Here is a 16,649-nt window from a genome sequence, read left to right as displayed (position 1 = left end):
GATAACCGGTTCCCACTTTTCGGGATCATGGCTTACGGTGCAGCCACCTCCATCATGCTTGTCGCCGTGCGCGCTGCAAATTGCGGACGATACATATCCTCAACCGTTGCTGCCGGATGGGTGTAAAGACCCGGCGTCACCGCACGCACCACATAAGCCAGCGTAATCGGCTTCTTCTCGCCTGCAGAGCGGTCAAAAGCGGCCACAAAACGATCATTGCGGAATTCGAGATGCGCTGCCTGTGTGCTTTCCAGCCATGGGAAATTGCCAAGATCGGCACTGGAAACAAGACCCGGATTGTCGATCTCGAAACCAGCTGGCAGCAGATCGGTCACAAGCAGACGCGACTGCCATTCCTGCAGATCGTCGATTTTCAGAACAACGACATAGCGCTCATTCTGATTGACCCCGGTGACATTGGCCGGCTCGCCATCAAGCGTATAATAAGTGCGCTCGATGTTGAAACCTTCTCCACCCGCAGGCAGTGACTGAGCAGGTGCTGCAACAGCCGTGACGACCGCATCAACCGAACCCTGCCCCTTGTTGGTGACGACCAGCGGCTGCGTTTCAAGGGCTGCACCATTGAGACGCTCGGAGAACGCGCCCTCATGCGCTGTGCCATTGATGTCGAGGCTGATTGCGCCATTGTCATCCTGAAGCCCGCGTGCTGCAAGCAGCATCCATGCCTGATCCTGCGTGCTGAGATAACGTGCCTTTTCGCGCTGGAACTCGACCAGCGTAATCAGCGATGGCAGCACTTTCGGCGCAGGCTTGGTTTCCGACGCAAGCGCCAGCATTGCCGCGCCATCCCGCAGCGGCGAACCATAATCGGAGCGATTATAGTCATAGCTGGACTGGCTGGTTGCGAGCTGGAGCGACGCATTGAACACGCGTTCCGAACGCGGCTGATCACCATAAAGCGCTAATGCTGCACCAAGCTGGGCAACGGCCATCGGGCTTGCAAAGTTTTCAAGCTGGGTATCGGCAAAGTAACGCAGATCGCCAACTGAAGCCTTCTTGTTGCGTGCCAGAACATAGAGCGCATAGGCAATGTCGTTGCCACGTTCCTTGACGTCGGTGGTATAGCCGAGCGCATTTTGCAGATTAGAAAGTGCAGACAGCATCGCCTGCTGCGGCACGTCATAGCCCTTTTCGCGGGCACGCGTCAGGAAGTCGGTCACATAGGCGTCCATCCAGAGATCACCCGATCCCGGCGACCAGAGCCCAAACGAACCGCTCGAAGACTGGTTGTTGAGCACGCGGAAGATGGAATCCTGTACGCGCTTCTTAAGTTCTTCCTGACTTTCCAGACCCGCTGCCGCTTCCGTACCTGCAGCTATTTCGCTCAAATAAAGCAGCGGCAGTGCGCGGCTGGTGGTCTGCTCTGTGCAGCCATAAGGATAGCGGTCGAGCGCCATCAACAATGCTGGCACATCAAATGCGGCACTTCGCGTCACACCAACGCTGACAAAAGCACCATCAAGCAGGCTTTCAGACAGAAGTCCGCCATCGACTCGCACACTTCCGCCATTGGCCGTGAGATTGACGACATGGCGGCTCGTGACCGGCAGATCGACCGGACGCACCGGCAATGCCAAAGCCTGCTCAACATTGAGGCCTGCATCGTTGGAAAGCCGGATCGTCACACCACCCGCACCCGTGGCCACAGCATTGAGTGGAACGGTGATCGACTGTCGTTTGCCACCTTTAAGCGCAATGCTTTCAGGGTAGGAGCCAACCTCAATACCGAGATTATCGGTGGTCTCAAGGCTCACACGATAATCGCCGTCCGGTGCATCCGTATTGGCAATATCGAAGCGGATATTGGCCTGATCGCCGGGGGCCATGAAGCGTGGCAGACCAGCGGTGATCACCACAGGATCGCGGATGATGACATCGGTCACCGCATGGCCAACAGCCTTCTTGGTCCATGCTACCGCCATGACGCGCGCGGTACCGTTGAACTGCGGTATGTCGAAAGTGATTGTTGCCTTGCCGTCGCTATCCAGTTCAACCGGACCGGAGAACAGCGCAACCAGCTTTTCGGTGGGCGGGCTGCCTTCCGCTGCCATATTGCCACCATCGCCACCTGTGCGCAGCTTGCCGGTGACGCCGAGCGAACCATCGATCAGGCGACCATACATATCGCGCATTTCAAGGCCCAGCTGACGCTGGCCGAAGAACCAGTTTTCAGGGTTCGGCGGCTGATAGCGTGTCAGATTGAGAATGCCGACATCGACTGCCGCGACCATGACATAGGCCTGCTCGCCACCCGCATTTTCAACCGAAACCGGGATGGAAAGTGTGGAACGCGGCGTGATCTTTTCAGGCGGGGTCAGCTTGACTGCAAGCTGCTTGTCGGCAGGATCGACCTTCAGCCATTTAAGACCAATCGCACGCGCAGGCATACGACTTTCAATCGCCTCACCCGGACGGAACAGCGTTGCCGTAACATAGGCGCCCGCACCCCAATCCTCACCCACCGGAATATCGATGGTCGTGCCACCTTCCGGCACGCTTGCGGTGATTGTCTTAAGCAGCTTTTCCGCACCAATGGTGATGAGCAGCTCACCTGCAAAACGTGGGGAGATTTTCAGTTCTGCCGTATCGCCCGCCGCATAATGTTCCTTGTCGAGCGCGATTTCGAGCCCGTCCGGTGTTTCGGTCGAGGTTGAGCTGACAAACCAGCCCGCATCGAATTCATAGCTTGTGGCCGGACCCGAAGCATCAGCTGTTTCGATTTCCAGACGGTAACGACCCCAATCGACCGGCAGACTGATTTCAGCCTCGCTATCGGTTGTAAGGTCAATCTTGCCGTTGGCAATCGCTTTGGTGAAAGTCACTGGTTCGTAGTTCCAGCTGTTGCCACTGCGATACCACTGATAATTACGCTCGATCTTGACCAGCGACCATTGTGCGCCATCAAGCGCCTTGCGATCACCCTTGCTGTCAGAGGCGATCAGGCTGAACTTTGCAGTGCCGCCCTGCGGAACTTCATCGCCAGCAAAATCCGGGCGAATGCCGATGAGATCGGTTTCCGGCTGAATGGCCACATCGATCTTACGCTCAACCGCACGACCGCCGGTTTCGCGCATACGAACGGTCACGGCTGCATTTACGAGGCGCGTTGTTGACGGCATTTCATCGACTGTAACCGGGAAAGTCGCCTTGCCATTGTCATCGACTTTTGACAGGCCATCGAGCGGCAGGCGCGTAGCTTCGCCCTGTTCTTCATCGGCGAGGCCGAAATAATAGCCCTTGAAGCGGTCCCACTGACGCTTGGTCGAAAGCGTGACTTCGCCTTCAAGCGCAAGACCAGCGGCAGGCGCACCATAGAGGAAACGACCGTCCACGGTGATATTGGCGGTTTCGCCAACAGCGATTTCCGGCTTGTCAGACGTCAGATCGAACTCGATCCGGTCCGGCACGAAATCTTCAACCAGGAACATCTGCGTGGCAATCGCTGGCTGCTTGGGATCGGTATAGACCGAAACATTCCAGGTGCCGCGCATGGCGTTCGACGGCAGGGTCAGGTCGATGGCATGACCACCGGCCAGTTTGCTGTCGGAAACAAGACGGCGATCTTCCACGCCATCGGGACGCGTAAAGATGAAGGTGAGCGGCAGATCATCGATTGCAGTTGCGGTGTCGTCACGCGCAAGCGCGCCTACATGCACAACTTCGCCCGCGCGATAGATGCCGCGCTCTGTCCATGCATAAAGATCAAGCGCTTTCGGCACAGCACGGCCCGTCACACCACGATCGGAAAGATCGAAACCGGCGCGCGCCATATCGAGGAATGTGAAATCCTCATCATCGCTACTTGCCATCAGCACCGCTGGCACCATGCCGTCTGTGCCGCGTGTCAGTCCCGGCGTAAACGTCGCACGGCCATCGCTGTCGGTGGTCGCTTCGCCCAGCACTTCATTGTTGCGTGCAAGCAGCGTCAGCTTCACGCCTTTAAGCGGCTCTGCGCTTTCCAGCGAACGGGCAAACACATTGATGCCGTCCTGTCCGGTATAGGTCGAAAGGCCGATGTCGGAAACGACAAACCACTGCGTTGCCTTGGTGCCATATTCATCATCGGACTTCTGAACCAGCGGCTCGGCGGTCAGCACATAGACGCCAGGCTTGCGTTCCGGCAGTGCTTCATCAACCGGGAAACTGGTCGTTGCTTCCTTGTTCAGCTCATTGCCTGCAACCTCGATCTCACCCTCCCAGACAGGCGCACCCATCTGATCGGAAACCGTGCTGATGTCGTAGCTGTCCAACTGGCGCAGGAACTGATAGCCGGAGAGAAGCTGTGCCAGCGAACGGTCGCCGACGCGGTAGAGCTTGACCTTGGCTGTGCTCAAATTGACGCTGACCAGCGGAATGCCGCGACGGGCTTTCGCAGGCAGCACGAAGCTGTCGCCGGTAAAGCGAACCGATGGCGCGCGGTCCTGCACATAGATCGAAAGATTGACCGGAGCTGGCAGCACTTCGCCAACAGCCGATGGCAGACCCTGACGAAAAGTCACTGTATAATTGCGGCCATGTTCCAGACCCTCGACGCAAATCTGGCGGTCCTTGGCGTCAACGGCTTTTGGCGCGCCATTATCGAGCGTAACGAAGCTCGAATAATCGACACCGCTTTTCACCAGTTCTTCGGAGAACTGCGCGCAGATGCGCGGCGCGGCATTATCATTATCGACCGTATTATTGACGACGCGGAAGCCTTTGCGTGCCTTCAGATCTTCATAGGCGTCACGAACGGATGCGGAATTGACGAGATCAAGGCTCGCTTCATAAGCCTGCAGAGCCGGGCGCGATGCATCGCGCTTTTCGAGTGCCTGCGCCATGACGGCAAGCGCTTGCGCGCGCTCATCCTTGGTGCGTGAGGTCTGGTAGGCAAACCACGAGGCCGACGTCGCATCGCGCTGGAACTTGGAACGTTCCTGACCATTGGACGGCTCGGTCGCAAGCGCTGACAGTGCATATCCGGCCCAGATTTCGCTTTCGTCCGGCGACATGCTGGCAGCCAGTCGGAATTTTTCCATTGCCGTGCGCGGATCGCCATTCATCCCAGCAGCGCCCGCCTCATTGCGCAGATCGCGCAGGCTGTCGGAGCTTTCAAGGCCGCCGATTTCGCGCTTGAGACGACGGGCTTCGTCAATCAGATTGGCGGCAAAGAACGAGATAGCAGGTGCGGCGCCAAGATCTTTGCCCTTGGCAGCCTTTGCTTCCGTCACAACCTTGCCGGCAATGGAACCGACAGACTCATTGAGCTTGTTGAAATCGGCTTTCAGAAAGCACCATTTGACCTTGGGATTATAAGTGAAGGCCAGACAGGAATTATCGCCGAGGCAAACGCTTTTGCATTGCTCAAGCGAGACATTCTTTTCGGTTCTCAGATCGAAGCCGAAATAATCTGCATCCTGTGTTGTCTCGATGCGCCGTGTTTCGGCGGCATTGGCCCCGGAGGACGATCCGAATGATGTCGCAAGGCAGAACGCAGTCGTAAAGGCCAGTATCAGCCGATTAAACCGATCAGACATGAGTGTCACTCTTCTGTAGTTGTCCCTCATCCCGCGCGGTTGTCGTCGACCCGGACCCGCACGCTCTCCAGATCAGAACTTACCAATTTATCCAAAACTGGATAGCTGGATTCGTATCTGAACTTCCGAATAGACTCTGATACAGGACAAACCTGATCAGACAAGGCTTCTTTTCGCTGGAGCTTAATCGGCAGACCAGAAATTCATGCCAATTTTCAAATTTATTAGAACGATATTCTAATTGTATCTCGACCAATGGAAATCGGTTCGTCGTAAAGAGGGTTCTACTTCCTGTAAATTCGCGCCAGCTTAATCGAAGGAAGTCCCCCATGATCCTCAGCGTCAAAAACCTCACCAAGACTCTTATTGCGGGCTCTCTCATGGCCCTTGCCGCGTCGGGTGCGGCCCATGCAGACGCAACACTGGATCGCATCAAAGCCAAGGGCAAGCTGACCGTCGGCATCATCCTGTCGGGCGCACCATTCGGCTACATCGATCCAAAGACGCAGGAACAGAAGGGCCTCAACATCGACATCGCTAACGAACTGGCGAAAGGCCTCGGCGTTGAGCTTGCAACACAAACCGTTACGCCGCCCAACCGCGTACAATTTCTTCAGCAGGGCAAGGTCGATATTCTGATCGCCAACATGCAGTACACTGAAGAACGCGCCAAATCGCTTGGTTATGTGAAGACACCTTACGATCGCATGGGCGGTGCTGCCCTTGGCCGCAAAGACAGCGGTATCAAGGAATGGAAAGACCTCAAGGGCAAGATCGCCTGCGTTTCGCAAGGGTCTAACTACACCCAGCCGCTGATCGAAGAATATGGCGCGAACGTCAAGGCACTGCCAAGTCAGCCGGAATCACTTCTGGCACTCAAGGGCGGCAATTGCGATGTTTCCGTTCATGTTAGCGGCACACTGGGTCTGATGCTTCAGGACCGCGCCGACGAGTGGAAGGATTACGGCATCCTGATCCCGACCGACCTGATACCTTCGGATTCAGTCATCTGGTTGAAGAAGGACGAGAACGACACCGAAGCCGCCCTCGACAAGATCGTTCGCGATCTGCACGCGTCAGGCAAGATGATCGAGATCGCCAAGGCAAATCGCCTGCCAAACCTGAGCTATCTTGAAGAAGAGCATAACAAGCTCAAGTCCCAGTAATTGAAGGCTTTATCAGCCCCGCAATACCCAAATTTCAGAACATTTGCGGGCGGCTCATCCGTCCGCAATTTCAGAGCGTTCTCGGAGCATAAGTCGACCGGAGTGGAACGAGGACCGATAAATCTATGCTCAGTATAAAGGATTTAGAGCGCTGATCTGATCCAATCAGATCTTAGCGCGCTCTAAACGCAACCGGATCATTTCAATGAAAGAAGCTCTGATTTCGCGCTTTATTGAGCTCACCAGCGCAATCGGCCTCAATTATGAATTTCTCAATAGTGGCTATGAGCTTGATATGTGGCTCAATGGCATGGTCACAACGCTCAAGCTGGTCGCGATCACCATTCCGCTGAGCCTTTTTTTCGGCGTTTTGTTTGCGGGCGCACTGACATCAGGCAAGCGCTGGCTGGCCGTTCCCGTCCGCGGCTATGTCGAGCTCACCCGTAATACACCAACGCTGGTGCAGCTGATGTGCGGGTTTCTCGTGCTGAATATGCTGATTTCCAACGCAATCGGCGGAGCGCAGAATAATCCACTCACGCCGTTCTTCTGGTTGGTGGCGGTCACCGGCCTGCATATTGCCGCCCTTCACGCAGAAGCACTGCGTGGCGGCATTGAAGCTGTTCCCGGTACGACCATCGAGGCTGCACGCGCTATCGGTTTCAATTCGTTTCAGGTCTTGATCTATGTCGAACTGCCGCTGGCAATCCGCACGGCACTTCCGGCAATTATCAACAATCTCGTCAACTTGGTGAAGCTCACGACCGTTGGCTCGGCCATTGCCGTGGGCGAGATAACCTATGCGTCGATCCTGATCTGGACACAGCGCGATAATGTGGTCGAGCTGATGTTGGTCATTCTTCTGTTCTTCAGCATCATCAATCTCATCGTGGCACGCGTTGGCTACTGGTTTGAAAAGCGTCTTGCAATTCCGGGATATGGCCAATGAACATTGCTGTTGAACAAAAGCCGGGCATCTGGCTGTCGCCCGCGACCCTCACATTCACGACCATCATTCTGGCCACGGCACTCTGGTTCTATCTTGATCCGTCGCTTGGCCAGATCTGGCTCGAATGGCTGCCCTATCTTGGCAAAGGCTTTGCCATGAATGTGCTGATCAGCGTCTTTGCGATCACGCTTGGCACCTTTGCCGGCGTGCTGCTCGGCATCATGGAACTGGCCCCTTACAGGATCATTCGCGCGCCGGCTGTGACCTATGTGCAAATTTTCCGCAACGCGCCGCATCTCGTGCTGATTTTTGCTGCGACCTATATTTTCCCGTTCGAACTGGTGATCTTCGGCAATTACATTGCTTTCCCCGACTGGATCAAAGCAGTCGTCGGCCTTGCAATCCCGGCAAGCGCGCATATCGCGGAAATCACCCGCGGCTCCGTCCAGTCGATCCCAACGGCTCAATGGGAGGCAGCGCAGGGCCTCGGCTTTTCACGCCTGCAATCGTTGCGCTGGATCATCCTGCCGCAATGCGTCAAGCGTTCGCTGCCGCCCTGGATGAACCTTTATACGTCTATCACCATGGGTACGGCTTTGGCCTCGCTTGTGGGCGTGCATGAGCTGTTGCATTCGGCAACCGATGCAAGCACCGCAGTCCAGCGCAACGACTTCACCGTCATCATCTATCTGACCGTGCTGATGGCGTTCTTCCTCTTCTGCTATCCCGTGTCGCGCTTTACTCAGCGGCTCGAAAAGCGGCTTTCCTCCCGCTGACAAGGATCTGAAATTCCCATGAGCGACACCACCAAAACTACACTGGTCGAACTGGAGAACGTTCATCTGTCTTTTGGACAGAATGAAGTACTCAAGGGCATCGATCTCAAGATCAACAAGGGCGATGCAGTCTCGATCATCGGTCCATCTGGGTCGGGAAAATCGACAATCCTGCGCTGCATCAATGGCCTTCTGATCCCGCAATCGGGCAAGATCACCGTGGGTTCGACGCGCGTGGACGAGCTGAAAAGCGAAGCCGAGCGCATCAGCCTGCGAAAGCGCATCGGCATTGTGTTTCAGCAGTTCAACCTGTTTCCGCATTTAACGGTTCTTGAAAACATCACCATTGCGCCGGTCAAAATCCTGCGAACGTCAAAGGCCGAAGCCGAGCGCCATGCAAAGGTGCTTCTGGAGAAGGTTCGTCTGGGACATAAGACCGATGCCTATCCGGGTGAACTTTCGGGCGGTCAGCAACAGCGCGTCGCAATTGCCCGCGCCCTTGCCATGCGTCCGGAACTCGTTTTGTTTGATGAAGTCACCTCAGCACTTGATCCGGAAACCGTCGGTGAAGTGCTGTCGGTCATTCGTGATCTCGTCAATGAAGGTATGACCAGCATCCTCGTAACCCACGAAATGCGCTTTGCCGAAGAAATCAGCGATACCATCGTGTTTACCGAAAATGGTCGCATCATCGAGCAAGGCACGCCTGAGCAGCTCTTCTATAAATCCACGAACCCGCGCATTGGTGCCTTCGTCAACGGCCTGGGCGGCAATGTAAGCCGCGTCAATGAAGGCGGTGAAGGGATCTGATATGACCGATCATGTGACGGAGGCATTAAGCCAGGCCATCATTGGTTCCAAGCCATCAGCAGAAGCGGTCGCCATTGCCCGAACAGCAATCGTTGATTTTCTCGCTTGCGCACTTGGCGGTGCGAATGATCGCAGCACGCGTCTCGTCAGCAAGGTTCTGGGTGCCAGTGGCAATGTCGTGCTGATTGGCCAAAGCGGGACCGCCGATCCTTTCACGGCAGCACTCATCAATGGTCATGCGGCGCATGTGCTCGACTATGACGATGTGCATGGCAGCGTGCGCGGACACCCGACGATTGCCATCATTCCGGCCCTTCTGTCGGTTGCCGCTGGAGGTAAAATCAGGGCCGATGCTCTCATCTCGGCCTATATTGTCGGACTGGAAACCATGGCCCGGCTCGGCCTTGCCATGGGCACCAAGCATTACGAAACCGGCTTTCATGCAACTGCAACGCTCGGCACAATAGGAGCTGCAGCAGCAATCGCGCATCTCCTGAAATTCGATGCACCAACCACTGCAATTGCACTCGGCCTTGCCGCCACGCAATCGGCTGGGCTTCGTCTGCAATTTGGCTTTGATGCCAAACCGCTTCATGCGGGGTTTGCTGCGCGCGCAGGGCTTACAGCCGCCCGATTGGCGGAAGCAGGTTTCCTTGGTGCGCCTGATTTCATTGACAATACAAACGGCTTTTTCAAAGCCTTCGCCTTTGGTGCAGACGATGTATCGCGCGTGACGCAAGGCTGGGGTGAGCCGTGGCAGATCATCGTGCCGGGCCTGACACTCAAAGCCTTCCCGTGTTGCACCGCCGCCCATCCGGTTGGCGTTGGCGCTCTGGCACTACGCAATGAGAAAGCTTTGCAGCCCGATCAGATCGCAGCGGTATCGATTACTTTTCCGCCTGGTGGTGATGCCGCACTGGTCACGACCAGGCCCGTGACGGGTATCGATGCGCGGTTCAGCCCCGAATATATTTTTGCGGCTGCTTTGCGTGACGGAAAACTGGCGATTGCTCACTTTGATGAGCGTCCGGTCGATGCTGATCTGGCGCAACTTTCGGCCAAAGTGACACGGCGTCATGACGAGAACGCCCCGCGGCTCTCGCCCGATCCAAAAACCCGCTTCGTCGTCATCGATGTCACGCTCACAAACGGATCCAAACTTTCGCAACGCGTCGATGGTCTGCCGAGCATCAGCGACCCGACCGATAAATTCAAAGACGCAACGAAGAATGACCAGCGCTTTGCAGGCATACCCGACCTCGTGCAATCCATGACGACGGTGGACGACTTGCAGACACTCATCTCGTCGCTCAACCAATCCCCGGAGTAAAAAAATGACCAAGAAACAGATGCATCTCGGCCTCTTTCTGCAAGGTGCAGGCCACCATGTTTCCGGCTGGCGGCACCCGGATGCGGAGGCGGGCAGCGAAAATTTCGACCTGCTGCGTCGCGTGGCAAAACAAGCTGAAGACGCAAAATTCGACATGGTTTTTCTGGCCGACGGACTGACCAGCGGCGTCGATGCTCATCCATCAATGGTTGCGCGTTTTGAACCGCTGACCCTGTTATCCGCACTGGTCATGGTCACGGACAAGATCGGGCTGGCTGCCACCGCTTCCACCACTTACGGCGAGCCCTATCATACCGCACGCGCATTCGCTTCTATCGACCATCTGAGTCATGGTCGCGCCGCCTGGAACATCGTCACCACCTCTTACGCCCGCACGGCCAACAATTTCTCGAAGAGCCACCCTGAACATGACGAGCGTTATGCCGTTGCCGAGGAATTCGTCGATGTTGTGCGCGGTCTTTGGGATAGCTGGGACGACGATGCCTTTCCGAAAGACAAGGAAAACGGCGTCTATGCCGATCCCAACAAGGTGCATGTGCTCAATCATGCCGGCAAATATTATTCGGTTCAGGGTCCGCTCAACATTCCGCGTTCTCCGCAGGGCCATCCCGTTCTCATTCAGGCAGGCTCGTCCGGGCCGGGTCAGGATCTCGCAGCGCGTATTGCAGATATTGTTTTTACCGCTCAGCAAAGCCTTGCCGAAGCACAGGCCTTCTATGCAAGCTTGAAGGATCGTGTGGTCAAGGCCGGTCGTAACCCCGACAGCGTTGCAGTGATGCCCGGTTTCATGCCGGTGATCGGCGACAGTTTTGAAGATGCTGCAGAGGAGCTCAAAGAACTTAACCGCTGGACGGACATCAAAAGCGCCATGCCACTTCTTGAAGAACGCATCGGCCATAGCCTTGCTGATTACGATCTCGACGGTCCGTTGCCTGATCTGCCAATTTCCGATCAGCTTCGCAGCCGCGCGGAGCTTCTGCGTGATCTCGCGCGCCGTGAGAACCTCACCATCCGTGATCTTGCGCTTCGCGTCGCCGCTGGCCGTGGCCACCATATTGTTCTTGGCACAGCCGAGCAGATCGCCGACCGGATGCAGGAATGGTTTGAGGGCAAAGCTGCTGATGGCTTCAATGTGATGCCACCTTATTTCCCTGGCGGTCTTGAAGACTTCAACAGACAGGTTGTGCCTATCCTTCAGGATCGCGGATTGTTCCGCATCGAATATACGGGCTCGACATTACGTGATCATCTCAATATTGCTCGGCCTGAAATAAAGCATACATAAAGACAGTAGCCGCATCGCCCTCCTCCCCCAAGCATACGGTGCGGCTGCAATATTGATATCCCCCAAACAAAAGGCCGGAAGCGCTCCCAAGGTTTCCGGTTGGCATGATTGATGGCACATCCCAACAGACTGAACTCTGCAGCGCTCGATTTAATCCCCAACACGGCCACGGCGGATGAATTGAAAGCTGCGATGCGACAGCTTGCTGCCGGCATCAGCGTCCTCACCACAGGCACCGGCGACGCCAGAACCGGCGCAACCGTGACTTCTGCGACCGCTCTTTCGGTCGAACCGCCGACAATCATCGTCAATATCAATCTAACTGCCTCGGTCTGGCCGACAATCAATGCCGAACGCCGCTTCTGCCTCAACATTCTTTCGGGCGAGCAGCAGGCTGTGGCCGACCGTTTTGCAGGCCGGAATGGCGAGAAGGGTGCGGCGCGCTATGAAGGTGCGGAATGGTATGCGCTTGAAAGCGGCGCGCTGGCCCTGAAAGGCGCGCTTGCTTCCGTCGATTGCGACGTTGAAGAGATCATCGAGCGTCATACCCACGCCATTATCATCGGTCGTGCGCTCAGGATTGTCAGCGGCGAGGGTGAACCGCTTGTCTATCATCACGCTCGTTATCACGCCCTCAAACGCTAGCATGTCGCCCAAAACGGGTTCCCGCTTTTTGGAGACATGCGCTAAGTTCTGCTTAAACCCGGTCTTGTACGAAACAGCTGTTGCCCTGCCGTCATAAATTGCCTAGCTGTTAGACAGGTTGCAAAAAAGCGGGAGAGTTTTGGGTGGTCACTGAATGGCTAGCAGATTCCAGTCCGGTAAGCCGGAAAAGTGCTACGGAAATCGTCTTTGAAGATATTCGCTCAGCCATCGCAAGCGGTCGACTTTCGGTCGGAACCCGCCTGCCCTCGGAAGCTCAGCTCGCTGAAAAATATAGCGTCAGTCGCCCGATCGTACGCGAGGCGCTGCGCTCGCTGCAAACGCTTGGCCTCACCCATACCCGCACCGGAAGCGGGACTTATGTGCTTAAAACATCTCCCGGCCCGGAACTGAGCTATGGCGGCTATTCGGCGCGCGATCTGATCGAGGCCCGCCCCTTCATCGAAGTGCCAGCAGCCGGATGGGCCGCAATCCGCCACACGGATGATCAGATGGCAAAACTCATTGATCTCTGCGACCGCATGGAAAAGCAGACCGATCCGCATAAATGGGTGCTGCTCGACACCGAATTTCACAGCATGATAGCGTCTGCTTCCGGCAATGCCATGTTTGCAAAAATCGTTGCTGATGCCCGCGTGGCGCTTTCGCGCCAGTCCGAGCTCGTCAATCTCATGGCCGGTCGCCGCGAGGCTTCCAACATCGAGCATCGCCAGATTGCCGAAGCTATAAAGAGTGGCTCCGAAGAACAGGCGCGGCTGGCCATGCAGAGCCATCTCGGTCAGGTGAAGCTGGCTGTCACCACCATTATGGCGAAAGAAAAAAGCGCATCAGACTGAATGTCCGATGCGCTTCAGGCTCAGGCCTCAATCGCCAGATTGGCCAGATGTTCCGGCTTCAGCGCCTGCTGCAATTGTTCCGCTGTCATATGGCCCTGCGCAAGCACGACCTCCGGCACCGTCTGACCGGTGGCAAGCGCTTCCTGCGCAACTTTGGTCGCCGCATAATAGCCGATCAGCGGATTAAGCGCTGTGGCAAGACCGATGGATTCCTCCACACGGCGCGCCATGATTTCTGGATTGGCGGTAATGCCATCCACACAGCGTTCTGCAAGAATGCGGCAGGCAGCACCCAGATGGCTGATGCTTTCCGACAGTGAGCGCACGATGATCGGCTCAAATGCATTCAACTGCAGCTGACCGCCTTCGGCTGCCATGGTGATCGTGATGTCGCTGCCGATGACCGCAAAAGCCACCTGATTGACCACTTCCGGGATCACCGGATTGATCTTGCCCGGCATGATGCTGGAACCTGCCTGAACGGCTGGCAGGTTGATTTCGCCGATACCGGCACGCGGACCGGACGACAAAAGTCTAAGATCGTTGCAGGTCTTGGAAAGCTTGACCGCAACGCGCTTCAAAACGCCTGAAAGATGCACGAAAGCGCCCGGATCCTGTGTCGCTTCAATCAGATCGCTGGCCGTGACCAGCGGGCGACCTGTCAGTCGCGAAAGGTGCTCGCAGGCAAGCGCTGCATAGCCTTTCGGCGCATTAAGCCCGGTGCCGATTGCCGTGGCGCCTAGATTGATTTCGTGCAGAAGCTTTGCCGATTCAAGCAACCGCAGGCGATCTTCGCCAAGCATCACTGCAAAGGTGCGAAACTCCTGACCCAGTGTCATCGGAACCGCATCCTGAAGCTGTGTGCGCCCGACCTTCAGCATCTTGTCGAATTCGCGCGCTTTACGCTCAAACGATGCCTGAAGAATTTCCATGCAATCGGCCAGCTCATCAATGGCTTCAATCAGACCGACATTAATTGCGGTCGGATAGGCATCATTGGTCGACTGGCTGAGATTGACATGGTCGTTGGGATGCAGATGCGCGTAATCGCCCTTTTCATGCCCAAGCAATTCCAGCGCACGATTGGCGATAACCTCGTTTGCATTCATGTTGGTGGATGTGCCCGCACCGCCCTGAATGACATCGACCACGAACTGATCGTGCAGTGCGCCATCACGGATTTCGCGGCAGGCACTCACAATCGCATCCAGATGCTGGCGGCTCATCAGGCCAAGCTCATGATTGGCCAGCGCTGCGGCTTCTTTGACGAAGGTCAGGCCGCGCACGAGATAGGGATAGCGTCCGATGCTGACGCCTGTAATCTGAAAATTATCCACTGCTCGCGCCGTATGGACGCCCCAGTAAGCATCTGCAGGCACCTCCTTTGCACCAAGCAGATCATGTTCAACGCGCGTTCCGACCACTTTGTCCTCCTGAACTCGAAACGTTAAATCTGTCTGACAGCATGACAGATTTAATTCGGTTACTCCTCCTTGAGACAAGCGTCAACACACTTGTGAACTTGACTCGTGTTTTCTGATATGCGTTAAAGCCGCAATTAAATCTGTCATGCAGCTTTACAGAAAATGCAATGGGAACGAATTGAAGCATGTTCGGAAGCCTGCTCACCCTTAGGGTGGTGAGGTTTCTTTTCTCAACAATGCTTTCAATTAAAACAAAAGATGCATTGCCGGGCCGTGCACGAGCTCCATGTATCTGACTGTTTCAAAAATGCCGTTCTTCGTTGCGGGTACTGCGTAAAGCTATAGCCTTTATTCAAAACTGAGCTCTCAGGGAGGAGCGATGACAACGGAATTTATCAAAGCCACACCGGCAGAACGCGAAGTCTTCACAGAAGAAGACCGCGGCTATCACAAAGCGCTGAAGCCGCGTCAGATCCAGATGATTGCCATCGGGGGAGCAATCGGAACGGGTCTGTTTCTGGGTGCAGGCGGACGTCTGGTTCAGGCTGGCCCGTCGCTTGTATTCGTTTATGCCGTCTGTGGCTTTTTCGCATTTCTGGTGCTGCGCGCCCTTGGCGAGCTGATTATGCATCGCCCGAGCTCCGGCTCCTTCGTCTCCTATGCCCGTGAATTCTACGGCGAGAAGATGGCCTTTGCGGCTGGCTGGATGTACTGGCTCAACTGGGCCATGACATCGATTGCGGACGTGACTGCTGTCGCCCTCTACATGAATTTCTTCAAGCATTATGTGCCCTGGCTCGAGGGGATCGACCAGTGGATGTTTGCGATGACCGCGCTCGTCCTCGTGCTGTCGATGAACCTGCTCTCGGTCAAGGTTTTCGGTGAACTGGAATTCTGGTTCAGCCTTATCAAAGTGCTGTCGCTGGTAATTTTCCTTGCTGTCGGCATTTATTTCGTCGTGTCCGGCACCCCGATCGATGGCCATCAGCCGGGTTTTCATCTCATTCGTGAAAGCGGCGGTTTCTTCCCGAACGGTATCCTGCCCGCCCTTGTAATCATACAAGGCGTGGTCTTCGCCTATGCCTCAATCGAGCTGATCGGCACCACGGCTGGTGAAACCGAAGACCCACGCAAGATTATGCCGGGCGCGATTAAAACAGTCGTCTTCCGCCTGCTGGTCTTTTATGTCGGCTCGGTTCTGCTGCTCACCCTTCTGCTGCCGCATACGCTCTATTCGGCTGGTGAAAGCCCGTTTGTGACCTTCTTCAGCAAGATCGGCGTTCAGGGTGCAGATATCATCATGAACCTCGTCGTGCTGACTGCGGTTTTGTCATCGCTGAATGCCGGTCTTTATTCCACCGGACGCATTCTGCACTCGATGGCTGTTTCGGGTTCTGCTCCGGCGGCACTTGCCAAGATGAACAAGAGCGGCGTCCCTTATGGCGGCATTGCTGTTACCGCAGTCGTCACCGCAATTGGCGTTGCACTCAACGCGTTTGTGCCTGCCGCAGCTTTTGAAATCGCGCTGAACCTTGCTTCGCTGGGCATCATCACAGCCTGGGGCGTAATCATCCTTTGCCAGCTCAAGCTGTGGTATCTCGCGCGCAAAGGCGAGATCGCCCGTCCGGATTTCCGTATGTTCGGCGCGCCATATACCGGCATCCTGACGCTGTTCTTCCTGTTCGGCGTTCTGGTTCTGATGGCGGCAGACTATCCGGTCGGCTCCTACACCATCGGCTCGCTGATTATCATTGTACCCGCACTGGTTATTGGCTGGTATGGTCTGCGTGACCGAATCTATCGTCTGGCGGCAGAACGCGCAGCTGAGACGCAAAAAACAGCTGATTGAGGG

Annotated in this window: 11 protein-coding genes; 9 read left to right on the top strand and 2 right to left on the bottom strand. The window is 55.9% G+C overall.

Annotated features, from left to right (window positions below):
• Positions 1 to 32: 32 nt before the first annotated feature.
• A complete protein-coding gene (locus ABWV94_RS09055; RefSeq protein WP_353413302.1) occupies positions 33 to 5,537 on the bottom strand; it encodes an alpha-2-macroglobulin family protein in 5,505 nt (1,834 codons plus the stop codon).
• A 329-nt stretch (positions 5,538 to 5,866) separates the two neighbouring features.
• Between ABWV94_RS09055 and ABWV94_RS09050 the strand changes: the two genes are divergently transcribed.
• The 8 genes from ABWV94_RS09050 (at position 5,867) to ABWV94_RS09015 (ending at position 13,373) form a co-directional block, all read left to right on the top strand.
• The gene (locus tag ABWV94_RS09050; RefSeq protein ID WP_007877429.1) at positions 5,867 to 6,703 is read left to right on the top strand and encodes a transporter substrate-binding domain-containing protein; all 837 of its coding nucleotides are present in this window, start codon (positions 5,867 to 5,869) and stop codon (positions 6,701 to 6,703) included.
• A 205-nt stretch (positions 6,704 to 6,908) separates the two neighbouring features.
• Entirely contained in the window at positions 6,909 to 7,652 is a 744-nt protein-coding gene (locus ABWV94_RS09045; RefSeq protein WP_064321351.1) for an amino acid ABC transporter permease, read from the top strand.
• On the top strand, positions 7,649 to 8,428 hold the full coding sequence (locus tag ABWV94_RS09040) for an amino acid ABC transporter permease (protein WP_353413300.1): 780 nt from the start codon (positions 7,649 to 7,651) through the stop codon (positions 8,426 to 8,428). The genes ABWV94_RS09045 and ABWV94_RS09040 overlap by 4 nt, the downstream gene beginning before the upstream one ends.
• A gap of 18 nt (positions 8,429 to 8,446) precedes the next feature.
• Positions 8,447 to 9,238, top strand: coding sequence for an amino acid ABC transporter ATP-binding protein (locus ABWV94_RS09035; protein ID WP_064321350.1), 792 nt, complete (start codon positions 8,447 to 8,449; stop codon positions 9,236 to 9,238).
• A gap of 1 nt (position 9,239) precedes the next feature.
• Complete coding sequence (locus ABWV94_RS09030) at positions 9,240 to 10,568, top strand: MmgE/PrpD family protein (RefSeq protein WP_353413298.1); 1,329 nt, start codon at positions 9,240 to 9,242, stop codon at positions 10,566 to 10,568.
• A gap of 4 nt (positions 10,569 to 10,572) precedes the next feature.
• Positions 10,573 to 11,874: an LLM class flavin-dependent oxidoreductase gene (locus ABWV94_RS09025; RefSeq protein WP_353413296.1), complete on the top strand. Its 1,302-nt coding sequence runs from the start codon at positions 10,573 to 10,575 to the stop codon at positions 11,872 to 11,874.
• 111 nt (positions 11,875 to 11,985) lie between these two features.
• Positions 11,986 to 12,519, top strand: a complete 534-nt coding sequence (locus ABWV94_RS09020) for a flavin reductase family protein (protein WP_353413294.1) — start codon at positions 11,986 to 11,988, stop codon at positions 12,517 to 12,519.
• Positions 12,520 to 12,662: 143 nt separating this feature from the next.
• Positions 12,663 to 13,373: a FadR/GntR family transcriptional regulator gene (locus ABWV94_RS09015; protein WP_353413292.1), complete on the top strand. Its 711-nt coding sequence runs from the start codon at positions 12,663 to 12,665 to the stop codon at positions 13,371 to 13,373.
• Positions 13,374 to 13,393: 20 nt separating this feature from the next.
• Here the strand turns inward: ABWV94_RS09015 and ABWV94_RS09010 are convergent, their stop codons facing one another.
• Positions 13,394 to 14,797: an aspartate ammonia-lyase gene (locus ABWV94_RS09010; protein WP_353413290.1), complete on the bottom strand. Its 1,404-nt coding sequence runs from the start codon at positions 14,795 to 14,797 to the stop codon at positions 13,394 to 13,396.
• Between the two features lie 379 nt (positions 14,798 to 15,176).
• Between ABWV94_RS09010 and ABWV94_RS09005 the strand changes: the two genes are divergently transcribed.
• A complete protein-coding gene (locus tag ABWV94_RS09005) occupies positions 15,177 to 16,646 on the top strand; it encodes an amino acid permease (RefSeq protein WP_353413288.1) in 1,470 nt (489 codons plus the stop codon).
• Positions 16,647 to 16,649: the final 3 nt, after the last annotated feature.

Source organism: Brucella sp. NBRC 12953 (genome assembly GCF_040369775.1).
Lineage (GTDB): Bacteria > Pseudomonadota > Alphaproteobacteria > Rhizobiales > Rhizobiaceae > Brucella > Brucella pseudogrignonensis.
Note: the sequence above shows the minus strand (reverse complement) of the source record. Positions and strands in the feature narration are given on the sequence as shown.